This window comes from Pectobacterium sp. CHL-2024 (assembly GCF_044751765.1).
In the GTDB taxonomy this organism is placed as follows: domain Bacteria; phylum Pseudomonadota; class Gammaproteobacteria; order Enterobacterales; family Enterobacteriaceae; genus Pectobacterium; species Pectobacterium brasiliense.
In genome coordinates this window covers 1-21,870 of record NZ_JBIXKO010000023.1, presented here as the reverse complement: position 1 = coordinate 21,870, position 21,870 = coordinate 1, and the positions used below count along the sequence as shown (strand labels likewise).

Sequence of the window (21,870 nt, the reverse complement as noted above, 5' to 3'; positions counted from 1 at the left end):
TTAAAAAGAATATAATCCATATTTGAATGTTAAATAATATAGGCAATGTTTTTATTTGTGTTGAGTGTTCAATATTTATCTTATTTTTTCAGATATAAATATCGCATCCTTATGGAAAAAGAGGGTGTGCCATGTTTAAACGTATTAAAGTCATTACCATCCTTGTTATCTTATTGTTTGTGTTGGGGATATCTCAATTTTTAACCGGTGCGCTATCCGTTCGTGCATTGACTAACGACAGAGAGGGATTCCTGGTTTCACAACGCTCTAACCAGAATGTAGCGGCCTTTACTGATGCATGGATTATGATGAATCAGACGCGCATCGCTATCGGTTCTATTATACAAAACATGATGATGGGGAATGCGGATAAAGAGGCTATGCAGGCTCTTTTACAGCAAGCAAAATCGCAATTGGCCGCCTCAGAGAGTAGTTATAAACACTATTTGTCTCTGCCTAATACACCCGGGTTGGATGAAGCATTATCCAAAAAACTTGAGGCGAGCTATACCGCTTACGACAAGCTACTGAATGATATTGTGGATTCGCTTTCCGGTGGGTTAGCGGGGGCAGCGATGAAATTGAGTAGCGGTGCCACGCCGCTGAATGTGGCCATGCAGGACGCCTATATTACGTGGCGGGCGGCGCAAAATCAGCTGTCGGATGACGGGCTACAGGAAAACCACGCGGCATTTGAAACGATGCTGTGGCTTCTGGGCGCACTTTCCGTCGTCGTCGTGCTGGTGATTATCCTCAGTTGGATCGGGTTGCAGCGTATTCTTTTGCATCCGCTGCGTACGCTCATGCAGCATATCAGCGCGATTGCCGAGGGCAATCTGACACATCCTATTGATACGACTGGGCGCAATGAGATGAGCCAGCTTGCGGCGGGGCTACATCATATGCAGCAATCATTAATCCGCACCGTGAGTCTGGTGCGCGACAGCTCCCACTCCATCCATTCTGGGGCCAGTGAAATCTCGGTGGGCAGCAACGATCTGTCTTCGCGCACGGAGCAGCAGGCCGCATCGCTACAGGAAACCGCGGCCAGCATGGAGCAATTGACCTCAACGGTGAAGCAGAACTCAGACAATGCGCGTCAGGCTACGCTGCTGGCAAAAAATGCGTCGGAAACGGCCAATAAAGGCGGTACTGTCGTCGACAATGTTGTGAAGACGATGAATGAGATTGCCGACAGTTCACAAAAAATCGCCCACATTACCAGCGTGATTGATAGCATCGCCTTCCAAACCAATATTCTGGCACTGAATGCGGCGGTAGAAGCGGCGCGAGCCGGGGAGCAAGGGCGAGGCTTTGCCGTGGTTGCGGGGGAAGTGAGAACGCTGGCACAGCGCAGTGCTCAGGCCGCCAAAGAGATCAAATCGCTGATTGATGATTCGGTTAGCCGCACCAATACCGGCTCTTTGCAGGTGAAAGACGCGGGTGACACGATGAAAGAAATCGTCGGTGCGGTGAGCCGGGTAACGGATATCATGGGGGAAATCGCCTCGGCGTCCGATGAGCAAAGCCGGGGGATCGATCAGGTTGGGCAGGCGGTCAATGAAATGGATCGCGTCACCCAGCAAAACGCCTCGCTGGTGGAAGAATCCGCGTCTGCCGCAGCGGCACTGGAAGAGCAGGCCAGATATTTACAAAACGCGGTGGCGGTGTTCAAGATTAATCAGGCAGCAGAGCAGGAACACCGTGCCGAGAGCGCGCCTTCGCTTGCTGCATTACCAAAGTCACTGTTGCCTAAACCCGCTCATGCCGGGCCATCGAATGCGAATTGGGAAACGTTTTAGCGGAAATGCGTGTTTAGCGGAAGTGTAAGCATCCAAACCGCCTGCGCGGTGCTTAGCTCGCGTGCAGGCGGTTTGCGAGGAAGGTGTCAGGGTTTTTTCTTCGGCCAGTCGTCGTCTTCTTCCTTGTCCCACTTGTCGTTGTTGTCACGGTGTGGAGGCAATTTCGGTTTATTGAGCAGAAAACGCGTATGGTCAACGTTGCGCAATTCTTTGATGCCGTTAATCAGCATGCCTATCAGGACAATCAGAATTATCCACCAGTAATCAGCCAGCCATGCCATGGTTACGCCTCATCAACATTATGAATATAACGGGTAAACAGCTGCGGCAAGTTCTGACTGAGCCAGTGGTAGCCTGCAATGTCTTCATCTTGCCAGGCGGCAAGAATGAGGTCGGGTGTAAGCTGTTCTTCCGCATACTGTGCTAGTGGATAATAGCTGATATGCCAGAGTTCGGCTGCGACACCGCCGAGATCGTGCGCATAAGGTCGATAAAAACCGTATTCATGCATGTGCGCACTCAACCACGTATTCAGCGCGGCAAAGTAACCGCCTTCTTCATATTCCCACGGCTCCAACTGGAGCGAACGGCCTGCGGGTAATAAATCGGGATCGTAGATATCGAGATCGCTGCCCCAATGGTGGCGGCTGGAACCGGGCATAGCGGACCAGCGCAGAATTGCTTCACATCGCTCACCTTCGTCCAGAGATAACACGTCCAGCTGCTGGCTGTTGGCATCCATGACGGGACGCTCACCGCGAAACTTGCCATTCCAGATCTGACGCTGGCGCTCGAAGTCACGAAAGGTGCTAGCGGGTTGTAGGTTAAATCCCGCCGTTTTTGCCGCCTGCTGTAGCGCCAGAAACGCGGTTACCGCCTCCGGTTGAAGACGATGACGACCCTGTAAAGCGACCAGATGCTGGTCGCTTTTACCGGTTAACGTAGCTGGCGTCATCATGCGATGAGCTGCTCCATAATGCGCTGGTACATGCGGCTCAGCAGTTGCAGGTCTGCCGCGCTGACGCATTCATCCACTTTATGGATCGTGGCGTTCACGGGGCCCAGTTCAACGACCTGTGCGCCCATGCGGGCAATGAAACGGCCATCGGAGGTGCCGCCGGTGGTCAGCAGCTCTGGGGTAACTTCGTTGTAATGTTTGACGGCATTCACCACGGCATCGACCAGTTCGCCGCGTGCGGTCAGGAATGGCTGGCCGGAGAGCTTCCAGTCGATGGTGTAATTAAGCTGGTGGCGATCCAGTAATTCCGCCACGCGCTGCTGGATTAACACATCCGTCAATTCGGTGCTGAAGCGGAAATTGAACTGCACAAATAACTCGCCGGGGATGACGTTATTGCTGCCGGTACCTGCCTGAATATTGGCGATTTGCATCGTGGTCGGTGGGAAGAAGTCGTTGCCCTGATCCCACTCGGTTGCGATCAGTTCGTTAAGCGCCGGTGCTGCGCGATGAACGGGATTGTCCGCCAGATGAGGATAGGCAACGTGCCCTTGCACGCCGTGTACGCGGAGATTCGCGGTGATAGAACCACGGCGGCCATTTTTGACCACATCACCCACAACATGCGTACTGGACGGCTCGCCGACCAGACAGAAGTCCAATCGCTCGTTGCGTGCCATCAGCGCCTCAACGACTTTCACGGTGCCGTTAACGGCGCTGGCTTCTTCGTCCGAGGTAATCAGGAACGCCAGACGCCCCTGATGATTAGGGTGGGCGGCGACAAAGCGTTCAGCGGCAATCACCATTGCAGCCAGTGAACCTTTCATGTCCGCCGCGCCGCGACCGTACAGCATGCCGTCACGAATGATGGGTTCAAACGGTGGATGCTGCCAGTGGCTTTCATCGCCGCTGGGAACCACATCGGTGTGTCCGGCGAAGGCCAGCGTTTTCCCTGTGCCGCGCCATGCCCAGAAATTCTGGGTATCGCCAAAATCCATCGCTTCGACGGTAAAGCCAATCGCCGTCAGGCGTTCAATCATGAGCGCCTGGCAACCCTCGTCATTCGGGCTGAGGGAAGGGCGTTTAATTAACTGTTGAGCGAGCTCTATGACTGGGCAAGACACGTTATTTGTTCTCCGCAATAAATTTCTGGTAGCTGTCGATACTGAAACCAAGCAGCGACTGGCCGTCATCGGTTATCAGCAACGGCCGTTTAATCACCGCTGGCTGTTCCAACATGAGATTTTTGGCAGCCTCTGCGCTGTCGCTGGCATCGCTGTTGATCCGTTCACGCAGGTCTTCACTGAGTTTACGCCAGGTCGTTCCGCGTGTGTTGAGTAAGGCCTGAAACCCCAGTTGGTCGATAAAACGCTGTAGCAGCTGTTCATCCAGACCATCGGCACGGTAATCATGGAAGCGATACGCCACCTGTTGATCGTCCAGCCAGCGGCGCGCTTTCTTTATAGTGTCACAGTTTTTGATGCCATACATGGTCAGCGCCATAGGGATAAAATCCTTTCTGCTTATTGGGTTGCATGACGATTGTTGTTCAGGACAGTACGGCCTGACTGAGTCTAATCGTGCGATAGCCCAGCATGCCGAAAAAAGGCGGGGAGATCTACTGTGAACTGTGTAGCAGAAATGTGAGGAAGTATAGTTTTTATACTTTCATAACACTTTTTCCTGATTAAAAAGTGTGCATATAATGCGTCGCCGTTAATCACCAAGAGGTTCGCATGGTAGAAGTAGAAGTAAGTACTTGGAAAGATTTTATTGAAGCAATGTTACGTAAATAATAACGAGAAGTACTGTTAGTCATTGCATACCATACCAGGAATAAAATCATACGAATAAAGCAGTATTGAGTATCTCAATACTGCTTTTTTTCTTTGTGAAAAGGGGAAACCTGAGTGAATAAAAGAGGCTATTATTAGTTTGCGTATGAATTTTATTTTATCTAATTAATTCATAGTCATGACTGGTTAAGTGCAAATTTCGCAGCGGCAATCGCGTGGAGCCTGCTGGTATCAAAAAGAGGAACCTTTGCATCCTGAGCGCTGATTAATAGCGGAATCTCCGTACACCCCAGAATGATGCCTTCTGCGCCTTGCTGTTCAAGCTGCTGGATAATGTCCCGATAGACCTGCCGCGATGCGTCGTTAATGTTTCCCAGACACAGTTCATCGTAAATGATGCGATTAACGGCTTCTTTTCCCTCATGGTCAGGAACTATCACCTCTACGCCAAATCGTTCCTGAATGCGCTGGCGATAGAAATCCTGCTCCATTGTGTAGCGGGTTCCAAGCAAACCGACTTTCTTCAATCCGTGCTGTTTCAGGCTGGCACCGGTGGCATCGGCAATATGCAAAAGAGGAAGCTGGCAGGCGCGTTCAACGTCATCGGCCACTTTATGCATGGTGTTGGTACAGATGACGATCGCCTCTGCTCCCGCCTGACGTAATCCTACTGCGATATTGCTGAGTACAGCGGCTGACTGTTCCCAATCACCTTGTGACTGCAACCGTTCGATCTCGTGGAAATCGACGCTGTGCAGGATGATTTTGGCGGAGTGCAGGCCGCCAAGTTGGCTTTTCACATACTCGTTGATAATGCGGTAATACGGAATGGTAGATTCCCAACTCATGCCCCCGATCAGACCCAGCGTTTTACTTACCATGATGCCTTCCTTCATATCGTAAAAAGTGATGAATTGGTCAGAACTGAACTCTCTGCGTTCTGCATCGGGTTAAAATAGGACAGCTGAGTTGCGCGGTATACATTTTTAGCGACTTTTATCACTTTTTATCCAACTTCAACTGGACAAAAGGCCAATCTATTGTTGTACTGTACCTGACACAGATTTTGTGTCTTTCATTCATGTAAAGGTAAGTTTGATGTCTAAGATTAAAGGTAGTGTTAAGTGGTTCAATGAGTCTAAAGGCTTCGGTTTCATCACTCCTGAAGATGGTAGCAAAGACGTGTTCGTACACTTCTCTGCCATTCAGAGCAATGGTTTCAAAACTCTGGCTGAAGGTCAGCGTGTAGAGTTCGAAATCACTGACGGTGCCAAAGGTCCTTCAGCTGCTAACGTTAACGCTATTTAATTATACCGATTTCGTGAAAAACCCGCCTATGGCGGGTTTTTTTTGCTTCATTTTCCACGTGCTATCAATTCCCACATGACCTCAATGTGTTGTCACCCACGTGACCAGCGCAAACGCCAGTGCGGTCATGAGCAAAGAACCCGCCAGATTCAACAGGACGTGTAACCCCGCCGCCGCCAATTGTCCACTTTGCAGGAACATGACGACTTCTGCGGAAAAGGTCGAAAACGTCGTTAAACCGCCGCACAGCCCGGTGGTAATCAATATTTTCCAGTCCTGATCGAGATGAGGATGGCGCAGGAAGAAAGCGAGTGCGCCGCCAATAACAAAAGCCCCGATCACGTTGGCAAGCAGAGTGCCCAGCGGCAGCGTTGGATACAGATTGTTAAACTTCACGCCAAGCTGCCAGCGCGCCACGCTACCGACTCCGCCACCAATAAATACCGCGAGTAATGTACTAAACATAGAAACCTTTCTTGGGTTGTTTTGCCTGAATTGTTTTTGTGGTCTCGGAGAGTATGGGGCAGGACGCTACGCCCTCTCTGCGAGGTGGACGTAGACATCATTAGCCGAGTGGCGGTTGTACCCTGTTTTTAAGGCTGTCAGCGTTTTGGCTGCGCGAGGGTAGGGAGGAATGTCATCTCCGCTGTAGTAGGGAAAGTTTACGCCGTCAGAAGGGACTTTTGTAGTGCTGCCGAGGTGAAAGTTGTAAAGCAATCTGAATACGGGCGAAAGTGCTTTTGCCGCGTCTTACTTTGTTATAGATGCAATTTGTTACAGATGCTAATTGTGTCGTACTGCATAAGGTCTTAGATAGAGGACATAGAGTAAAAGAATTATTTTCAATAAAAATCGTTCTCGTTCGCTGGCGTCTCCAGCATCTAAATCAGGTAGGTTTGTATGGAAGGTATCAGTATTGCCAAGCTGTTGGTGATTGGCGCGTTAATCATTCTGCTGTTCGGTACGAATAAACTTCGTAGCCTCGGCGGTGACTTGGGCGCGGCGATTAAAGGCTTCAAGAAGGCGATGAGTGACGAGCAGCCGGCAAAGACGGATGATACGGCAGCGCTGCATGATTCATCTCGTAAAGAACCCTGATCGCATCTCACACAGCAAAACGGACGGCAATTGCCGTCCGTTTTTTATCCCACACAAAAAATGTGTAAATATGTATGAGCGCTTATTTTACTTCGATGCCCTTTGCCTGTAGGTCGGCATGGTAGGACGAGCGAACAAATGGGCCGCAGGCAGCGTGGGTAAAGCCCATCGCCATCGCTTCGGCCTTCATCTCATCGAATTCATCCGGGCTGACGTAGCGTTGTACTGGCAGGTGATGGCGGCTCGGCTGTAAATATTGTCCCAGCGTTAGCATCGTCACGCCGTGGCGGCGCAGGTCACGCATCACTTCCACGATTTCCGCATTGGTTTCCCCCAATCCAACCATCAGGCCAGATTTGGTTGGGATATCTGGATGCGCTTTTTTAAAGTTTTCCAGCAGCTTCAGTGACCACTCATAGTTCGCACCAGGGCGGACCTGACGGTAAACGCGCGGTACGTTTTCCAGATTGTGGTTGAACACATCTGGCGGCGTGGCGGTCAAGATCTCTAACGCGCGATCCATACGGCCACGGAAGTCTGGCACCAGCGTTTCGATGCGGATACTCGGATTTTTGCGGCGAATGGCGCTGATACAGTCTGCAAAGTGCTGGGCTCCGCCGTCGCGCAGATCATCACGGTCAACGGAGGTGATCACGACATAGCGTAAACCCATGTCATGGATGGTCTGTGCCAGTTTCTCAGGCTCATTGGCATCCGGTGTAAGCGGGCGGCCGTGGGCAACGTCACAGAACGGGCAGCGACGGGTACAAATGGCACCCAGAATCATGAAGGTGGCGGTACCGTGGTTGAAACACTCCGCCAGATTCGGACAGGACGCTTCTTCGCAAACTGAGTGCAACCCGTTTTTGCGCATGGCCGCTTTGATTCCCTGAATACGGCTTGAATCTGCCGGAAGTTTAATCTTCATCCATTCAGGTTTGCGCAGAAGCTCTTGGCGTTCGGTGACGACGGTACGTACCGGGATTAGCGCCATCTTATCGGCATCGCGGTATTTAACGCCGCGTTCGATCTGAATCGGTTTACTCATGTTTGCGTAAGTTCCAGTTCTGAATCGTTTCTTTAAATTTGTAATTCAAATTCAAAGGATTATGTTTTTAGTTAAACTTTTTTTTAAAAAACTATAAAAATTATATCATCTTGCCTAACCACAATCAGCCTTTGCGCGATCAAAATGAAGAAATTATGTGAATAAAATGTAATTTATCAAAAAACGATCGTCTACCTGACTGATTTTTATTAACAAGATGAAATGCGTTAACCAGGAAGCGGCTCACCCTGAACGTCCAGATTCCACGAAACAAATTCGGGTGCGGAGTAGCCGACTAACTGCAAAAAAGTGTTCACCAGCACAGGGGCGGTGTCGTCCACCGTGACGCCCGGCACCAGATCGCTGAGTTGCGTCATCTCCATTCCGGCGTAACCACACGGGTTGATACGCAGGAAAGGGGAAAGATCCATGGCAATATTGAGCGCCAGCCCGTGGAAAGAGCAGCCTTTGCGAATACGCAGCCCTAGCGAACAGATTTTACGCTCGCCTACGTAAACGCCAGGCGCATCAGGGCGCGCATGAGCTTCAATCTGGAAATGTGCCAGTGTGCCAATCACGGTATTTTCGATGGCGGTGACGAGTTGACGAACGCCGAGCTTGCGACGCTTCAGGTCAATCAACACGTACATGACCTGCTGACCGGGGCCGTGGTAGGTCACTTGACCGCCTCTGTCGCTCTGGATCACGGGAATATCACCGGGCATGAGGACATGTTCGGCTTTGCCTGCCTGACCCTGCGTAAATACGCGAGGGTGCTGAACCAGCCAGATTTCATCTGGGGTTTTATCATCACGTCGGTCGGTGAAATTATGCATCGCCAGAGAGACGGGTTCATACGGCTGTACGTCAAATTGGCGTACGATGATCTTATCCTGTAGCAAGTGTGTCATCTTCAGGTTAAGGAAAGGTGGAGGGATTATAACGGCGGGAAGCCTCAGCGAACAGCACTTTGCAAAATCACAAAACCCTGCCGCACTCGCCAGTTTTCCCGCCCATTTTGATTACAGTACGACTTTTACAGAACCCCAGGTCTTACAGAACTCATGCTTTACAGAACCATGCGCACGATGTCGATGTTGCCCAGTTCTTCGTACAGCGTTTCCACCTGCTCAATGTGTGTCGCAGTGATGGTGATGGAAACGGAGTGATAATTCCCTTTGCTGCTGGGTTTGATCTGCGGCGTGTAGTCGCCTGGCGCATGACGCTGTACCACTTCAACGACCAGATCGACCAACTCTGGTTTTGCCTCGCCCATGACCTTGTAGGTAAAAACACAGGGGAATTCAAGCAGTTCGTTTAATTTGGTTTTCATTTGCGCTCCAGAGAGGGTAATACGTCGACATTATTCCGACGGTATTAGCACTGACATCAGTACAGTATACTAAAAAAGCATAACTCCCGCGTTCTGCGGGAGTTATGGATGGTATCTATATGGGGACGTTTTGGCCCCACACAAGGGGGATTAGCCGAACCAGTGGTGGAACATCAGTTTGATGTAGTCGATCATGCGGCCAAAGATCCCGCCTTCCTTCACTTCGTTCATAACCACCAGCGGGCGCTGATCGATGGTTTTGCCATCCAGTTGGAAGTTGATGGAACCCACAACCTGATTTTTGGCTAACGGCGCATGCAGTTCCGTGTTGTCCAGAACATAACTGGCTTTCAGATCTTTCATACGGCCGCGCGGAATAGTCAGGTAGGCATCTTTCTCAACGCCCAGCGCAACGCGGTCGCTGTCGCCAAACCAGACGGGCTCAGAAGCGAATTCTTTGCCTGCTTTCAATGGCGCGACGGTTTCAAAGAAGCGGAAGCCCCAGGTCAGCAGTTTCTTACTTTCTGATTCGCGGCCTTTGGCGTTACGTCCACCCAGTACCGCAGAAATCAGGCGCATCTGGCCTTCTGTTGCCGAGGCAACCAGATTAAAGCCTGCTGATGACGTATGGCCCGTTTTGATGCCGTCAACATTCAGGCTGGAATCCCACAGCAAACCGTTACGGTTAGGCTGACGAATATTGTTGAACGTGAACTCTTTCTCTTTGTAGGTCGCATATTCTTCTGGCACATCGCGGATCAGCGCCTGACCGATCAGGGCCATATCGCGTGCCGAACTGAACTGACCCGGCGCATCAAGGCCGTGCACAGTTTCAAAATTGGTATTTTTCAGCCCCAGTGCTTTCACGTAACCGTTCATCAGGTTAACGAAGGCATCCTGACTGCCGGCAACGTAGTCAGCCATTGCGACGCAGGCATCGTTACCAGATTGCAGAATGATGCCACGGTTTAACTGGGAGACAGGAACGCGGTCGCCCGGCTTCAGGAACATCAGGGAAGAACCCTGGAAGGTCGGGTTGCCGGTTGCCCAGGCATCTTTACCGACGGTAACGATGTCGTTCGGGCTGATTTTTCCTGATTTAATGGCCTGACCAATTACGTAGCTGGTCATCATTTTCGTTAAGCTGGCCGGATCGCGGCGCGTGTCGGCATTCATTTCCGCCAACACTTTCCCAGAGTTGTAATCAATCAGGATGTAGGATTCAGCATCGATTTGCGGGACGCCGGGGATCATCGTTTTAAGATTGATATCTTCGGCATAGGCAAAGGAAGAGGCGCTAATGGCGAGCAGTGCGCCAAGCGCAGTACGTTTAGTAAAACGAGACGTGTTTACAGTATTCATGATTGGAACAACAACATCCGTGGGTATGAGTTAAAAAACGAGCCACACTATAGCAGATGGGAAATAGGCAGGCACCAGACATTACGTTACGTGATTTTGCAAAAGGGCGGTATGTTCAATGCCATAGCCGCCGTTTTCGCTGCGTGAGTCTGCCGATTATCTGTTACTAGAGGGTGCTGGGTGCGGCGATAATAAACGACTGCTGCTGAGCTTCGACTGACAAACGTTGTTGAAGTTCAGCGGCTTGCTGACGATTCTGGAATGGCCCCAGTTGAATACGATACAGGCCGCCGCTCGCCGTGACTTTCCCGGCCACGCGGAAGCGTTCGCTCAGGCTGCGCTGCCAGGTTTGCGCGCGCTGTTGATCGCTCAATGCACCGACCTGAACCACATAGCGACCCGTGGCAGATGGCGTTGCAGTCGCGGGCGCGGCAACTGTTGCAGCGGCAACTGGCGCGGCGTTCATTGGCGCAGCGGATGACGATGGCGCTACCGCTGGCGTCACGCTGGACTCAACTACGCCAGCACGCAGAGCGGAAGGTGCCCCCAGAAAACCACCGCTGTGCGACGGCGCGCTGCTCTGCGGCTGTGTGCTTTCTGCTGGTGCACTCAGGCTGCTATTGCTGATCGGGCGCACGGCGCTGTTGGGCGTTGGCGACGTCGTTTCCATCATCGGTGTACCCAGCCCGCTGGCACCGAAGCTCGGACGTTCCGGCAGGGCGAAGCTTTGCTTAGCGACGGTGGTGCCGACGGTTCCGGGACCGGAGAGCGTACCGTCTGGCGCGACGTTGATGAAGTCCACTTTTACTTTGGTATTGTTCGAGATATTCAGTCGATCGCCTGCTGCCTTCGACAGATCGATAATTCTGCCCGGTGTATACGGCCCGCGATCATTCACGCGAACTACCAGACGGCGACCGTTACTCAGGTTGGTCACGCGGACATAGCTTGGCAGAGGCAGCGTTGGGTGGGCGGCGGTGATCGCATTAGGATCAAACGTTTCGCCGATTGACGTACGGTTGCCGCTGGCTTCTTCGCCGTACCATGCGGCTAAACCTGTCTCGCTAAAATTTTGCGGGTTTTTGACAATCTTATAGCTCTTGCCTTTGATGCTGTAGTCTTGCAGCGTACCCTGATTGTAGGGTTCATAACGCGGTTCTGCGCCACCGATCTCTTCCGTCGGTCCGCTGTAAACCTGGGTTACGGGCGGCGCAGGCTGCCGCTGTTCCGTTGTGGTACAGGCCGCAAGCGCCAGAGTTGCTACGCCGACCCAAAGCCAATCCTTACGCATTGCTCACCTCGTGTTATAAATTCTTAGATAGCAGTTTGCGGTGAGTATGTATCGACATGACGATACCGAACCCCGCCATTAAGACGACCAGCGCCGACCCACCGTAGCTGACTAGCGGCAGCGGCACGCCAACGACGGGAAGTATACCGCTGACCATCCCGATATTGACGAACACATAGAAAAACAGAATCAACATCAGCCCGCCGACCATCACCCGGCCGAACGAGGTTTGCGCATTTGCGGCGATGACCAAGCCACGCATAATCATGAACAGATACATGGCGAGCAGAACCAACACACCGATTAACCCAAGCTCTTCAGACAGCACGGCAAAGATAAAGTCGGTGTGGCGCTCTGGCAGAAACTCTAACTGAGACTGGGTGCCATGCAGCCAGCCTTTTCCAGACAGCCCGCCTGAGCCTATCGCAATTTTCGACTGAATAATATGGTACCCGGCTCCGAGCGGATCGCTTTCTGGATCGAGCAACATCATGACCCTGGCGCGCTGATAATCATGCATCAGGAAAAACCAGAGTATAGGAATAAAAGCAGCGAGTAGCAGGACGGCGATGCCAATCAAGCGCCAGCTCATACCGGCGAGGAAAAGCACAAATAGCCCTGATAGCGCGACCAGAATCGAGGTGCCTAAGTCGGGCTGCGCAGCAACCAGCAGCGTAGGGACAAAAATCAGCACCAGCGCGATGGCCGTATTTTTTAACGACGGCGGGCACATATCACGGTTGATAAAACGTGCGACCATCAGCGGTACGGCGATCTTGGCAATTTCTGACGGCTGAAAACGGATAAAGCCCAGATCCAGCCAGCGCTGCGCGCCTTTGCTGATTTGCCCAAAAATATCCACGATGAGCAGCAAAATCACGCAAAATACATAGAGGTAGGGGGCCCAGCCTTCATATACGCGCGGAGGGATTTGCGCCATTACGATCATCACCGTAAACCCCAGCACGATTTGAACGACTTTTCGCTCCATCATACCGACGTCTTGTCCGCTGGCGCTCCATAAAACAAATAGGCTATAGCCCAGCAGTGCCAGGATGCAGAGAAGAAACGGCAGATCGATGTGGATTTTCGCCCAGAACGATCCCTTTTGTTGGCTATCGGTCATGACTGTCTGTTACTCACTCTCGCTACCCGGTGGCGCAGGAGGCGCACTGGGTAAATCGGTATTGTTATCACCCAGCAGAATATGATCGAGGATCTGGCGGGTGATGGTGCCAACGGTCGGGCCTACACCACCGTTTTCCAGAATAATCGACATCGCTACTTTAGGGTCTTTATAGGGGGCAAACGCAACCATTAATTTATGGTCACGCAGATGTTCTGCGATCTTGTGCGCATTATAGGTTTCGTTTTCTTTCAGGCCGAAAACCTGTGCCGTACCGGATTTGGCCGCAATTTTATAAGGCGCATCCTCAAAGCTTTTGTGGGCAGTACCGTTAGGCCGATTAGCTACGCCATACATCCCATCCTTCGCCACTTCCCAATAGCCAGAGTGGATGTTGCCAATTTGCTGATTCTCTGTCTGCCGGAAAGGCACAATCTTGCCATTTTCCCGCGAGCTATAAAGCAGGTGCGGCGTTTTGACCTGGCCGTCGTTGATCAGCGTCACCAGTGCCTTATTCATTTGGATAGGTGTTGCGGTCCAATAACCTTGACCAATCCCGACCGGAATCGTATCCCCTTGATACCAGGGTTTTTTGAAGCGTCCTAATTTCCACTCGCGCGTTGGCATATTGCCTTTGCTTTCTTCCGAAATATCGATACCGGTTCTCTCGCCGTAACCAAATTTGTTCATCCATTCGGACAGGCGATCGATGCCCATGTCATAAGCGACCTGATAGAAGAAGGTATCCGCGGACTCTTCCAGCGATTTGGTGAGGTTAAGGCGACCATGTCCCCATTTTTTCCAGTCGCGGAAGCGCTTTTCGGAGCCCGGCAATTGCCACCAGCCAGGATCGAACAGGCTCGTGTTCGTAGTAATTACGCCCGCTGTCAGGGCGGAAACCGCGATATAAGGTTTAACGGTGGAGGCGGGGGGGTAAATCCCCTGTGTCGCGCGATTGATCAGCGGACGATCGGGATCGCTTTGGAGTTTTGCGTAATTCTTGGTGGAAATCCCGTCGACAAAGAGGTTGGGATCGTAACTGGGCGTGGAAACCATCGCCAGAATACCGCCGTCGCGTGGATCGGTGACAATCACGGCCGCACGGCTGCCTTCCAGCAGTTTCTCGATATAGATTTGCAGGCTTAGATCCAGCGTCAGATAAATATCACGCCCGGCCTGCGGTGGCTGTTCATGGAGTTGGCGGATCACGCGGCCACGGTTGTTAACCTCAACTTCTTCATAACCGGGCTTGCCGTGCAGCAGGTCTTCGTAATGACGTTCAATCCCGAGCTTACCGATGTCACGCGTGGCGGCATAGTCGGCAATTTTTTCTTCTTTGGTCAGCCGCTCTACTTCTTTATCGGTGATTTTGGAAACATAGCCGATGACGTGCGTCAGTGCAGAACCATAGGGATAGTAGCGGCGCTGGTAGCCCTTCACTTCAACGCCGGGGAAGCGGTATTGGTTGACGGCAAAGCGGGCGACCTGAATCTCATCGAGCCCGGTTTTTACCGGAATAGAGGTAAAGCGGCGTGAGCGCTTGCGCTCTTTTTCAAAATTTTCCAGATCGCTATCGGTCAGATCGACGACAGGGCGCAGAGCTTCCAGCGTATCTTTAAGGTTGTCGACTTTGTCGGGTACCAGTTCTAACTGATAGATAGTGCGGTTCAGCGCCAGCGGGGTGCCGTTACGGTCATAGATGATGCCGCGGCTGGGCGCGATAGGAACCAGTTTAATGCGGTTCTCATTAGAGCGTGTGCGGTAGTCATCAACGCGCACAATTTGCAGATGATAAAGATTAGCGACTAATACACCGGAAAGCAGCAAAATGCCCAGAAAGGCTACCAAAGCACGGCGCACAAACAGGGCGGACTCAGCCGTATAATCACGAAAGGGTTTACGTTCTACTTTCATCCAGCGTTATTTCACAGGTTTCATCGTATCGCCTTACTCCCGATGGTAAGGGTGATTAGTCGTAATGCTCCATGCACGGTACAGGCTCTCCGCCACCAGTACACGAACAAGCGGGTGCGGCAGCGTTAATGGCGAGAGTGACCAGCTTTGTTCTGCTGCGGTTTTGCACTCCGGCGAAAGTCCTTCAGGTCCGCCAATCAGCAAACTGACGTCGCGCCCGTCCTGTTTCCAGCGCTCTAGCTGTTGCGCCAACTGCGGCGTCTCCCAGCGAGTCCCGGGTATGTCCAGCGTAACAATGCGGTTGCCTTTGCCTACTGCGGCTAGCATCTGTTCGCCTTCGCGCTCCAGAATGCGTTTGATGTCAGCATTTTTACCCCGTTTCCCCGCCGGAATTTCGAGTAATTCGAAAGGCATGTCCTTTGGGAAACGGCGCAGATAATCGGTGAAACCAGTCTGCACCCAGTCGGGCATTTTGGTGCCAACGGCGACCAGTTGCAGTTTCATACTAGCCCCACAATTTTTCTAATTCGTACAACTGGCGGCTTTCTTCTTGCATGACATGAACCATCACGTCACCTAAATCGACAACAACCCAGTCAGCAGCGCTTTCGCCCTCAACACCGAGTGGAATCAGACCCGCGGCGCGTGAAGATTGCACGACGTGATCGGCGATAGAAGCGACATGACGCGTAGAGGTACCCGTACAGATAACCATGTAATCGGTGATGCTGGACTTACCCTGCACGTTAAGTGCAACAATATCCTGGGCTTTTAAGTCATCGACCTTATCAATAACGAAGTCTTGGAGTGCTTGGCCTTGCAAAGGTTCCCCCTCAATGGCGTTTTGTCAGCAACTGACGAACGCGTGTGGCGCTGAATTGTTTAGGAAAAAGGTAAATCACCGAGTAATTGCCGAGAATTTCCGCTTTTCCCGGTGATTGAAACCAGCCGCGGAGTATATCACGCACTTTTACCGAGTGGTATAAAGCCCGTGGCTGATGGGCAGGAAAAGCGGCGTTATTGGTACAGGCCGCTTTCGTCGATGTAGCTGAGCACGGCGGGAGGTAATAAATCGCGACAGTCCAGACCTTGCTGGCGACGCTGGCGAATGTCCGTGGCGGAAATGGTGACCAGCGGTGTGTCTGCTAAAAAAATCCGTCCCTGCGGTTGCTGATGAAGATCGTCCGGCGTGTGCGTCAGATGATCGTCCAGCCACTGCTGTAATTCGGGCGTTTCCAACGTCGAGCGATAGCCGGGCCGAGCGCATACCAGCAAATGACAGACGCTAAGCAGATCCTGCCAGCGGTGCCAGTGGTGCAGCGTTAGCAGCGAATCTTGCCCGATGATAAAGCCCAGTGGTGCATCTCGGCCTTTTTCAGCACGCAGCGCTTCCAGCGTATCGATGGTATAGGAGGGCGTTTGCCGTTGCAGTTCACGATCGTCCACGGTAAATAACGGGTTGCCTTCCACGGCCAGCTCAGCCATATGAAAACGCTGCCGGGAACTGGCTTCGGGCTGCTGCCGGTGCGGTGGAACGTTATTGGGCATCAGGACGACCTGAGTCAGTCCCACGAGCTTTGCCAGTGCAGTCACTGGCTGAAGGTGACCGTAATGAATCGGGTCAAACGTGCCGCCAAAAAACGCGGTCAGGGATGGCGCTGCGGGTGACGTATTCAGATGAATGCCTCCGGCAAGGCTTTGCCGCACAGAAGCATGGCAAGCGATTCCAGTTCAGACCAAACGGACTGACCATAGTCTTGCTTTAAGGTTATTTCCACCTGCGTTAGCAACCGTACGGCCTGCTGTAGTTGTTGAAGAGAAAGCCGCTGCAGTGCCTGGGTGAGCAGGTCACGCCGGTTTTGCCACACTTTTTGCTGATCGAAGAGCGTACGCAGCGGCGTGCCTGACATGCGTCGTTTTAGCGCCAGCAGCTGTAGCAGTTCACGCTGTAGCGTGCGCAATAAAATGACAGGCTCACAATCTTCCTGTTTTAACTGCTGCAAAATATGCCAGGCGCGTTTGCCTTTGCCTGCCAGCAGCGCATCAAGCCAATGGAACGGGGTGAAGTGAGCGGCATCATTGACCGCACTTTCCACGCGCGGCAGGGTCAGTTTGCCATCGGGATAAAGCAGCGCCAGCCGCTCTAACGCCTGAGACAGCGCGAGCAAGTTGCCTTCATAGCAATAGCAAATGAGCTGCGTGGCCTGGTCATCCAGAGTTAACTTCATGGACTTGGCACGTTGAGCAACCCAGCGAGGGAGCTGGGCCTGTTCCGGCGTCAGACAATTGATATAGACGCTGTCTTGCGCCAGCGCTTTAAACCAGGCGCTGTTTTCCTGCGCTTTGGTCAGCTTATGACCGCGCAGAATCAGCAAAATATCGGGGTGCAATAATCCAGAGAGCTTAACCAGATTTTCACCCATCGCGGCGTTTGGGCCGTTTTCCGGCAAAACCAGTAAGAGCGATTGGCGCGAGGCGAATAGGCTGAGCGCCTGACAGGTGCTGAAAATCGCATCCCAGTCGGTATGAAGATCCAGGATGAAGCTGAAATGCTCGCTGAATTCGTGCTGTTGAGCGACCCGTTTGATGCTGTCGAGACTTTCCTGCAGCAGCAGCGGGTCTGAACCAAAGACCAAATAACAACCGCGCAGCCCCTCATGGAGCTGCGCGGTGAGTTGTTCGGGGTAAAGCCGAATCATGAACGCGTGGCGGCAGCGGTGGAATCGGTAGACTGCAACCGATTTTTGACTTCCTGACTACCGTTGACGGTCAGCAATTTACGCACCAACTGCTGGGCAGCCTGCTCACGCATTTCCTGACGGACGATGTCCTGTTCGGCATCTTTCGCCAGTGCAGCCAGCGGGTTATCAAAGAACGTGCGGAACACCGTCACGCTGAGCGGATAAATATCTTCACCCGGCATCAGCACCTGCGCCTGCAACGTTAGTACCATCTGGTACTCCGCTGTTTTACCGTCCTGAAAAATAGAGACGGTATCGCGCGTTTCGCTTGAGCCCAGTACCCGCAGAGACGGGATATCCTGACGCGTCGCATCGTCAACGATTTTCACATCGCTGAGACGGAGCTGCTCACGTACTGCACGCGTTAGCGGACCATAAGGATCGCTGCTGTCGAGCACCAGTGTTTGTAACTGCGCAGGCACTTGTGTCGTGCCGCGCAGATGAAAACCGCAGCCAGCGGTGATTAACACCGCCAGCCCCAGCAACAACGTGAATAGACGATGTCGCACAGTTCCTCCTTGCCTTAACCCACAACCAGGTTAAGCAGTTTGCCAGGGACATAAATCACTTTACGAACCGTGACGCCGTCCAGATATTTCGCGACCAGCGGTTCCTGTGCAGCGCGTTCGCGAACCTGTTCTTCGCTTGCGTCAGCGGCAACGGTGATTTTACCACGTACTTTACCGTTAACCTGAACAACGACCAGCTTGGAATCTTCAACCATCGCGTTCTCATCTGCAACCGGCCACGGCGCAGTATCAACGTCGCCTTCACCTTGCAGCGCCTGCCACAGCGTGAAGCAAACGTGCGGCGTGAACGGATACAGCATGCGAACGACGGCCAGCATGGTTTCCTGCGTCAGCGCGCGATCCTGATCGCTGTCCTGCGGCGCTTTCGCCAGCTTGTTCATCAGCTCCATGATGGCAGCGATCGCGGTGTTGAAGGTCTGGCGACGGCCGATATCGTCGGTCACTTTAGCAATCGTTTTGTGCAGATCGCGGCGCAGTGATTTCTGATCTTCCGTCAGTGTAGCGATATCCAGAGACGTTACCGCACCTTTCTCAGTATGCTCGAAGGCTTGTCTCCAGACGCGTTTCAGGAAGCGGTTTGCGCCCTCTACGCCGGATTCCTGCCATTCCAGCGTCATTTCCGCCGGAGAAGCAAACATCATGAACAGACGCACGGTATCTGCACCGTATTTCTCTACCATGACCTGCGGGTCGATGCCGTTGTTTTTAGACTTCGACATTTTGCTCATGCCCGCGTAAACCACGTCACGGCCTTCGTTATCGACGGCTTTGACGATGCGTCCTTTCTCATCACGCTCAACGGTTACGTCGGTCGGAGACACCCAGATGCGTTCGCCGTTATTGCCCAGATAGTAGAAGGCATCGGCCAGCACCATACCCTGACACAGCAGGCGTTTGGCGGGTTCATCAGAGGTCACCAGACCGGCGTCGCGCATCAGTTTGTGGAAGAAGCGGAAATACATCAGGTGCATGATGGCGTGTTCGATACCGCCAACGTATTGGTCAACGGGCAGCCAGTAGTTGGCGGCAGCCGGATCCAGCATTCCCTGATCGTACTGCGGGCAGGTGTAGCGCGCGTAGTACCAGGAAGATTCCATAAAGGTGTCGAACGTGTCGGTTTCACGCAGCGCTGGCTGACCGTTAACGGTTGTCTTCGCCCATTCCGGGTTAGATTTCAGCGGGCTGGTGATGCCATCCATCACGACATCTTCCGGCAGGATCACCGGCAGTTGATCTTCTGGCGTTGGGATGACGGTGCCATCTTCCAGCGTCACCATTGGGATTGGTGCGCCCCAGTAACGCTGACGGGAGACACCCCAGTCACGCAGGCGATAGTTGACTTTACGCTCGCCGATGCCTTTTTCTACCAGCTTATCGGCAATAGCGTTGAATCCAGCCTCGAAATCCAGACCGTCAAACTCACCAGAGTTGAACAGGCTGCCTTTCTCTGTCATCGCCTGAGCGGACAGATCGGGCTCGCTGCCATCGGCGTTCAGAATAACTGGCTTGATGGACAGATCGTATTTGGTGGCAAATTCCCAGTCACGCTGGTCGTGGCCTGGAACGGCCATCACTGCGCCCGTACCGTATTCCATCAGGACGAAGTTGGCGACCCAGATAGCGACTTTCTCACCGTTCAGCGGGTGAATCGCATACAGGCCAGTGGCCATGCCTTTTTTCTCCATCGTCGCCATGTCGGCTTCGGCAACTTTGGTATTACGGCATTCTGCAATGAAATCGGCCAACGCGGGGTTGGTTGCAGCAGCCTGCGCAGCGAGAGGGTGACCAGCGGCAACGGCAACGTAGGTCACGCCCATGAACGTATCGGGGCGCGTGGTGTAAACGGTCAGTTTCTCGTCGCTGTCTGCCACATCAAAGGTGATTTCCACACCTTCAGAACGGCCGATCCAGTTACGCTGCATGGTTTTGACCTGCTCAGGCCAGCTTTCCAGCGTATCCAGATCGTTCAGCAGTTGGTCTGCGTAAGCGGTGATTTTGATAAACCACTGTGGAATTTCTTTGCGTTCGACTTTAGTGTCACAACGCCAGCAGCAGCCGTCGATAACCTGTTCGTTCGCCAGTACGGTCTGGTCGTTCGGGCACCAGTTAACGGCGGAGGTTTTTTTATAAACCAGGCCTTTCTCGTACAGCTTGGTGAAGAACCACTGTTCCCAGCGGTAGTAGTCTGGTTTGCAGGTCGCAACTTCACGATCCCAGTCATAGCCAAAGCCCAGCAGTTTGAGCTGGTTTTTCATGTAGTCGATATTGGCGTAGGTCCAGGGGGCTGGCGCGGTGTTGTTTTTAACCGCTGCGCCTTCTGCCGGCAAGCCAAAGGCATCCCAACCGATCGGTTGCAGAACGTTCTTGCCCAGCATGCGCTGATAACGGGAGATCACGTCGCCGATGGTGTAATTACGGACGTGGCCCATATGTAGTCGGCCAGAAGGGTAAGGCAGCATGGAAAGGCAATAGTATTTTTCCTTGCCGGGCTGTTCGGTGACTTTAAATGTCTGCTTCTCTTGCCAGTGAAGCTGGACGTCCGCTTCTATCTCTTCTGGGCGGTATTGCTCTTGCATGGCTGCCAGGGGTCCTGTTTAGTGAAGAATCGCTACGTGAGTAGCCTGTTCTGATTCATAACAAAAGATCCGCATAGCATAGCCGTAAGCGGCGCGGGCAACAACACCCAGCGCCTGACTGAGGAATATTTCTGATCTGTGAGCGGCATACTGCGAGGCGTTGCGCAAATTGGCGACAATTTATCAGGCGTACCGAAAAAATAATCTAAAATAGAGAGAGATAGGCAACGTATCGGTTTTTGGCCCGGTGTGCCAGACAGCGAATAGTCGTGCTTTATCACCTTTCAACCCGCTTAATTCAGGAGGAAGCATGAATAAACTAGCCCGCTATTACCGCGAGTTAATGGTTTCAGTGACGGCCCGGCTGAACAATGGTGAACGCGATCTCGACAGTCTGGTGCAGAGCGCCCGCAAAACCTTGCAGGAAAGCTCGGAGCTGACGCAGAAAGAAATCGAGCAGGTGATTCAGGCTGTTCAGCGCGATCTGGAAGAGTTTGCCCGCAGCTATAACGAAAGTCAGGATGAGTTTACCGACAGCGTGTTTATGCGAGTCATCAAGGAAAGCCTATGGCAGGAGCTGGCGGATATTACGGATAAAACGCAGCTAGAATGGCGTGAGATCTTCAAAGATGTGAATCATCACGGGGTGTATCACAGCGGTGAAGTGGTGGGGCTAGGTAATTTGGTGTGTGAGAACTGCCATCATCATATTGCATTCTACACGCCGGAAGTTTTGCCACTCTGCCCGAAATGCTCACATGACCTGTTCCACCGCCAGCCGTTTCAGCCGTAAGGCTGTAGGAGCAGTAAATAAGCTGCCTTACGGCATATTAAGATTTTTGGCAAACCGATTTACAGAACGAGAACGGTGATAATGGGATAGAAGAGTAAAGCGTTTGCGCCATGGATGGCGCAATCCGAGCTTACAGCTACCGTCTTGAGCGTCAAGCTGCTGTAGCGTAATTCTCGTCATACTTTTGCTGTTTC

The 21,870-nt window shown here is 52.5% G+C and carries 24 protein-coding genes and 1 riboswitch; of the genes, 5 read left to right on the top strand and 19 right to left on the bottom strand.

Annotation, left to right across the window (positions count from 1 at the left end; translation table 11 throughout):
- Positions 1 to 131 precede the first annotated feature (131 nt).
- Positions 132 to 1,802, top strand: coding sequence for a methyl-accepting chemotaxis protein (locus ACIPUG_RS19975; protein ID WP_039503970.1), 1,671 nt, complete (start codon positions 132 to 134; stop codon positions 1,800 to 1,802).
- 86 nt (positions 1,803 to 1,888) lie between these two features.
- Here the strand turns inward: ACIPUG_RS19975 and ACIPUG_RS19970 are convergent, their stop codons facing one another.
- Genes ACIPUG_RS19970 through ACIPUG_RS19955 form a run of 4 tightly spaced genes read right to left on the bottom strand, consistent with a single transcriptional unit; the run spans position 1,889 to position 4,263 of the window.
- Positions 1,889 to 2,083, bottom strand: a complete 195-nt coding sequence (locus ACIPUG_RS19970) for a YpfN family protein (RefSeq protein WP_010283998.1) — start codon at positions 2,081 to 2,083, stop codon at positions 1,889 to 1,891.
- Positions 2,084 to 2,085: 2 nt separating this feature from the next.
- Positions 2,086 to 2,760, bottom strand: coding sequence for a M15 family metallopeptidase (locus ACIPUG_RS19965; RefSeq protein ID WP_400339926.1), 675 nt, complete (start codon positions 2,758 to 2,760; stop codon positions 2,086 to 2,088).
- Positions 2,757 to 3,884, bottom strand: a complete 1,128-nt coding sequence (dapE, locus tag ACIPUG_RS19960) for a succinyl-diaminopimelate desuccinylase (protein ID WP_010284001.1) — start codon at positions 3,882 to 3,884, stop codon at positions 2,757 to 2,759. Before dapE ends, ACIPUG_RS19965 begins: the two co-directional genes overlap by 4 nt.
- A gap of 1 nt (position 3,885) precedes the next feature.
- Complete coding sequence (locus tag ACIPUG_RS19955) at positions 3,886 to 4,263, bottom strand: ArsC family reductase (RefSeq protein ID WP_400339923.1); 378 nt, start codon at positions 4,261 to 4,263, stop codon at positions 3,886 to 3,888.
- A gap of 233 nt (positions 4,264 to 4,496) precedes the next feature.
- Here ACIPUG_RS19955 and ypfM point away from each other — a divergent pair, with 233 nt between their 5' ends.
- Positions 4,497 to 4,556: a protein YpfM gene (gene ypfM / locus ACIPUG_RS19950; protein ID WP_137739554.1), complete on the top strand. Its 60-nt coding sequence runs from the start codon at positions 4,497 to 4,499 to the stop codon at positions 4,554 to 4,556.
- Between the two features lie 176 nt (positions 4,557 to 4,732).
- On the opposite strand, the gene ACIPUG_RS19945 is transcribed toward ypfM, so the two are convergent.
- Positions 4,733 to 5,437, bottom strand: a complete 705-nt coding sequence (locus tag ACIPUG_RS19945) for an aspartate/glutamate racemase family protein (protein ID WP_205544917.1) — start codon at positions 5,435 to 5,437, stop codon at positions 4,733 to 4,735.
- A 217-nt stretch (positions 5,438 to 5,654) separates the two neighbouring features.
- On the opposite strand from ACIPUG_RS19945, the gene cspE reads away from it, so the two are divergent.
- Positions 5,655 to 5,864, top strand: coding sequence for a transcription antiterminator/RNA stability regulator CspE (gene cspE / locus ACIPUG_RS19940; protein WP_005976270.1), 210 nt, complete (start codon positions 5,655 to 5,657; stop codon positions 5,862 to 5,864).
- An 81-nt stretch (positions 5,865 to 5,945) separates the two neighbouring features.
- On the opposite strand, the gene crcB is transcribed toward cspE, so the two are convergent.
- Positions 5,946 to 6,329 (bottom strand): fluoride efflux transporter CrcB, encoded by a 384-nt coding sequence (gene crcB / locus ACIPUG_RS19935; protein WP_010284026.1) that lies wholly within the window; start codon positions 6,327 to 6,329, stop codon positions 5,946 to 5,948.
- Between the two features lie 84 nt (positions 6,330 to 6,413).
- Positions 6,414 to 6,518, bottom strand: a riboswitch (Fluoride riboswitch).
- Positions 6,519 to 6,764: 246 nt separating this feature from the next.
- On the opposite strand from crcB, the gene tatA reads away from it, so the two are divergent.
- Complete coding sequence (tatA, locus tag ACIPUG_RS19930) at positions 6,765 to 6,962, top strand: Sec-independent protein translocase subunit TatA (RefSeq protein WP_039275319.1); 198 nt, start codon at positions 6,765 to 6,767, stop codon at positions 6,960 to 6,962.
- A gap of 82 nt (positions 6,963 to 7,044) precedes the next feature.
- Here tatA and lipA read toward each other — a convergent pair whose 3' ends face one another.
- From lipA to leuS, 13 genes are all read right to left on the bottom strand, one after another.
- Positions 7,045 to 8,010 carry a lipoyl synthase gene (lipA, locus tag ACIPUG_RS19925; RefSeq protein WP_014914620.1) on the bottom strand — a complete coding sequence of 322 codons (966 nt, stop codon included), beginning with the start codon at positions 8,008 to 8,010 and terminating at the stop codon, positions 7,045 to 7,047.
- A 227-nt stretch (positions 8,011 to 8,237) separates the two neighbouring features.
- On the bottom strand, positions 8,238 to 8,921 hold the full coding sequence (gene lipB / locus ACIPUG_RS19920) for a lipoyl(octanoyl) transferase LipB (RefSeq protein WP_174435849.1): 684 nt from the start codon (positions 8,919 to 8,921) through the stop codon (positions 8,238 to 8,240).
- Positions 8,922 to 9,079: 158 nt separating this feature from the next.
- Positions 9,080 to 9,343 carry a DUF493 family protein YbeD gene (gene ybeD, locus ACIPUG_RS19915; protein WP_005976281.1) on the bottom strand — a complete coding sequence of 88 codons (264 nt, stop codon included), beginning with the start codon at positions 9,341 to 9,343 and terminating at the stop codon, positions 9,080 to 9,082.
- Positions 9,344 to 9,493: 150 nt separating this feature from the next.
- Positions 9,494 to 10,705, bottom strand: a complete 1,212-nt coding sequence (gene dacA / locus ACIPUG_RS19910) for a D-alanyl-D-alanine carboxypeptidase DacA (RefSeq protein ID WP_010284040.1) — start codon at positions 10,703 to 10,705, stop codon at positions 9,494 to 9,496.
- A gap of 166 nt (positions 10,706 to 10,871) precedes the next feature.
- Positions 10,872 to 11,996 (bottom strand): endolytic peptidoglycan transglycosylase RlpA, encoded by a 1,125-nt coding sequence (gene rlpA / locus ACIPUG_RS19905; RefSeq protein ID WP_400339920.1) that lies wholly within the window; start codon positions 11,994 to 11,996, stop codon positions 10,872 to 10,874.
- Positions 11,997 to 12,009: 13 nt separating this feature from the next.
- Positions 12,010 to 13,122 carry a peptidoglycan glycosyltransferase MrdB gene (gene mrdB, locus ACIPUG_RS19900; RefSeq protein ID WP_010284047.1) on the bottom strand — a complete coding sequence of 371 codons (1,113 nt, stop codon included), beginning with the start codon at positions 13,120 to 13,122 and terminating at the stop codon, positions 12,010 to 12,012.
- Positions 13,123 to 13,131: 9 nt separating this feature from the next.
- Complete coding sequence (mrdA, locus tag ACIPUG_RS19895; protein ID WP_039275325.1) at positions 13,132 to 15,036, bottom strand: peptidoglycan DD-transpeptidase MrdA; 1,905 nt, start codon at positions 15,034 to 15,036, stop codon at positions 13,132 to 13,134.
- Between the two features lie 33 nt (positions 15,037 to 15,069).
- The gene (rlmH, locus tag ACIPUG_RS19890) at positions 15,070 to 15,540 is read right to left on the bottom strand and encodes a 23S rRNA (pseudouridine(1915)-N(3))-methyltransferase RlmH (protein ID WP_203450178.1); all 471 of its coding nucleotides are present in this window, start codon (positions 15,538 to 15,540) and stop codon (positions 15,070 to 15,072) included.
- 1 nt (position 15,541) lies between these two features.
- Positions 15,542 to 15,859 carry a ribosome silencing factor gene (rsfS, locus tag ACIPUG_RS19885; RefSeq protein WP_010284049.1) on the bottom strand — a complete coding sequence of 106 codons (318 nt, stop codon included), beginning with the start codon at positions 15,857 to 15,859 and terminating at the stop codon, positions 15,542 to 15,544.
- Positions 15,860 to 16,053: 194 nt separating this feature from the next.
- Positions 16,054 to 16,743 (bottom strand): nicotinate-nucleotide adenylyltransferase, encoded by a 690-nt coding sequence (nadD, locus tag ACIPUG_RS19880; RefSeq protein WP_010284050.1) that lies wholly within the window; start codon positions 16,741 to 16,743, stop codon positions 16,054 to 16,056.
- Positions 16,710 to 17,735 (bottom strand): DNA polymerase III subunit delta, encoded by a 1,026-nt coding sequence (gene holA, locus ACIPUG_RS19875; RefSeq protein WP_349907000.1) that lies wholly within the window; start codon positions 17,733 to 17,735, stop codon positions 16,710 to 16,712. The genes nadD and holA overlap by 34 nt, the downstream gene beginning before the upstream one ends.
- On the bottom strand, positions 17,732 to 18,286 hold the full coding sequence (gene lptE, locus ACIPUG_RS19870) for an LPS assembly lipoprotein LptE (RefSeq protein ID WP_010284054.1): 555 nt from the start codon (positions 18,284 to 18,286) through the stop codon (positions 17,732 to 17,734). The genes holA and lptE overlap by 4 nt, the downstream gene beginning before the upstream one ends.
- Positions 18,287 to 18,300: 14 nt before the next feature.
- A complete protein-coding gene (leuS, locus tag ACIPUG_RS19865) occupies positions 18,301 to 20,883 on the bottom strand; it encodes a leucine--tRNA ligase (protein ID WP_400339913.1) in 2,583 nt (860 codons plus the stop codon).
- 310 nt (positions 20,884 to 21,193) lie between these two features.
- Here leuS and ACIPUG_RS19860 point away from each other — a divergent pair, with 310 nt between their 5' ends.
- The gene (locus tag ACIPUG_RS19860; protein WP_040034572.1) at positions 21,194 to 21,676 is read left to right on the top strand and encodes a zinc ribbon-containing protein; all 483 of its coding nucleotides are present in this window, start codon (positions 21,194 to 21,196) and stop codon (positions 21,674 to 21,676) included.
- Positions 21,677 to 21,870 lie beyond the last annotated feature (194 nt).

Bases quoted from the DNA above. Each gene is read 5' to 3' on its own strand.
- ACIPUG_RS19975 (WP_039503970.1), top strand. From the start codon at position 132: ATGTTTAAACGTATTAAAGTCATTACCATCCTTGTTATCTTATTGTTT.
- ACIPUG_RS19970 (WP_010283998.1), bottom strand. From the start codon at position 2,083: ATGGCATGGCTGGCTGATTACTGGTGGATAATTCTGATTGTCCTGATA.
- ACIPUG_RS19965 (WP_400339926.1), bottom strand. From the start codon at position 2,760: ATGATGACGCCAGCTACGTTAACCGGTAAAAGCGACCAGCATCTGGTC.
- ACIPUG_RS19955 (WP_400339923.1), bottom strand. From the start codon at position 4,263: ATGGCGCTGACCATGTATGGCATCAAAAACTGTGACACTATAAAGAAA.
- ACIPUG_RS19945 (WP_205544917.1), bottom strand. From the start codon at position 5,437: ATGGTAAGTAAAACGCTGGGTCTGATCGGGGGCATGAGTTGGGAATCT.
- cspE (WP_005976270.1), top strand. From the start codon at position 5,655: ATGTCTAAGATTAAAGGTAGTGTTAAGTGGTTCAATGAGTCTAAAGGC.
- crcB (WP_010284026.1), bottom strand. From the start codon at position 6,329: ATGTTTAGTACATTACTCGCGGTATTTATTGGTGGCGGAGTCGGTAGC.
- tatA (WP_039275319.1), top strand. From the start codon at position 6,765: ATGGAAGGTATCAGTATTGCCAAGCTGTTGGTGATTGGCGCGTTAATC.
- lipA (WP_014914620.1), bottom strand. From the start codon at position 8,010: ATGAGTAAACCGATTCAGATCGAACGCGGCGTTAAATACCGCGATGCC.
- lipB (WP_174435849.1), bottom strand. From the start codon at position 8,921: ATGACACACTTGCTACAGGATAAGATCATCGTACGCCAATTTGACGTA.
- ybeD (WP_005976281.1), bottom strand. From the start codon at position 9,343: ATGAAAACCAAATTAAACGAACTGCTTGAATTCCCCTGTGTTTTTACC.
- dacA (WP_010284040.1), bottom strand. From the start codon at position 10,705: ATGAATACTGTAAACACGTCTCGTTTTACTAAACGTACTGCGCTTGGC.
- rlpA (WP_400339920.1), bottom strand. From the start codon at position 11,996: ATGCGTAAGGATTGGCTTTGGGTCGGCGTAGCAACTCTGGCGCTTGCG.
- mrdB (WP_010284047.1), bottom strand. From the start codon at position 13,122: ATGACCGATAGCCAACAAAAGGGATCGTTCTGGGCGAAAATCCACATC.
- mrdA (WP_039275325.1), bottom strand. From the start codon at position 15,036: ATGAAAGTAGAACGTAAACCCTTTCGTGATTATACGGCTGAGTCCGCC.
- rlmH (WP_203450178.1), bottom strand. From the start codon at position 15,540: ATGAAACTGCAACTGGTCGCCGTTGGCACCAAAATGCCCGACTGGGTG.
- holA (WP_349907000.1), bottom strand. From the start codon at position 17,735: ATGATTCGGCTTTACCCCGAACAACTCACCGCGCAGCTCCATGAGGGG.
- leuS (WP_400339913.1), bottom strand. From the start codon at position 20,883: ATGCAAGAGCAATACCGCCCAGAAGAGATAGAAGCGGACGTCCAGCTT.
- ACIPUG_RS19860 (WP_040034572.1), top strand. From the start codon at position 21,194: ATGAATAAACTAGCCCGCTATTACCGCGAGTTAATGGTTTCAGTGACG.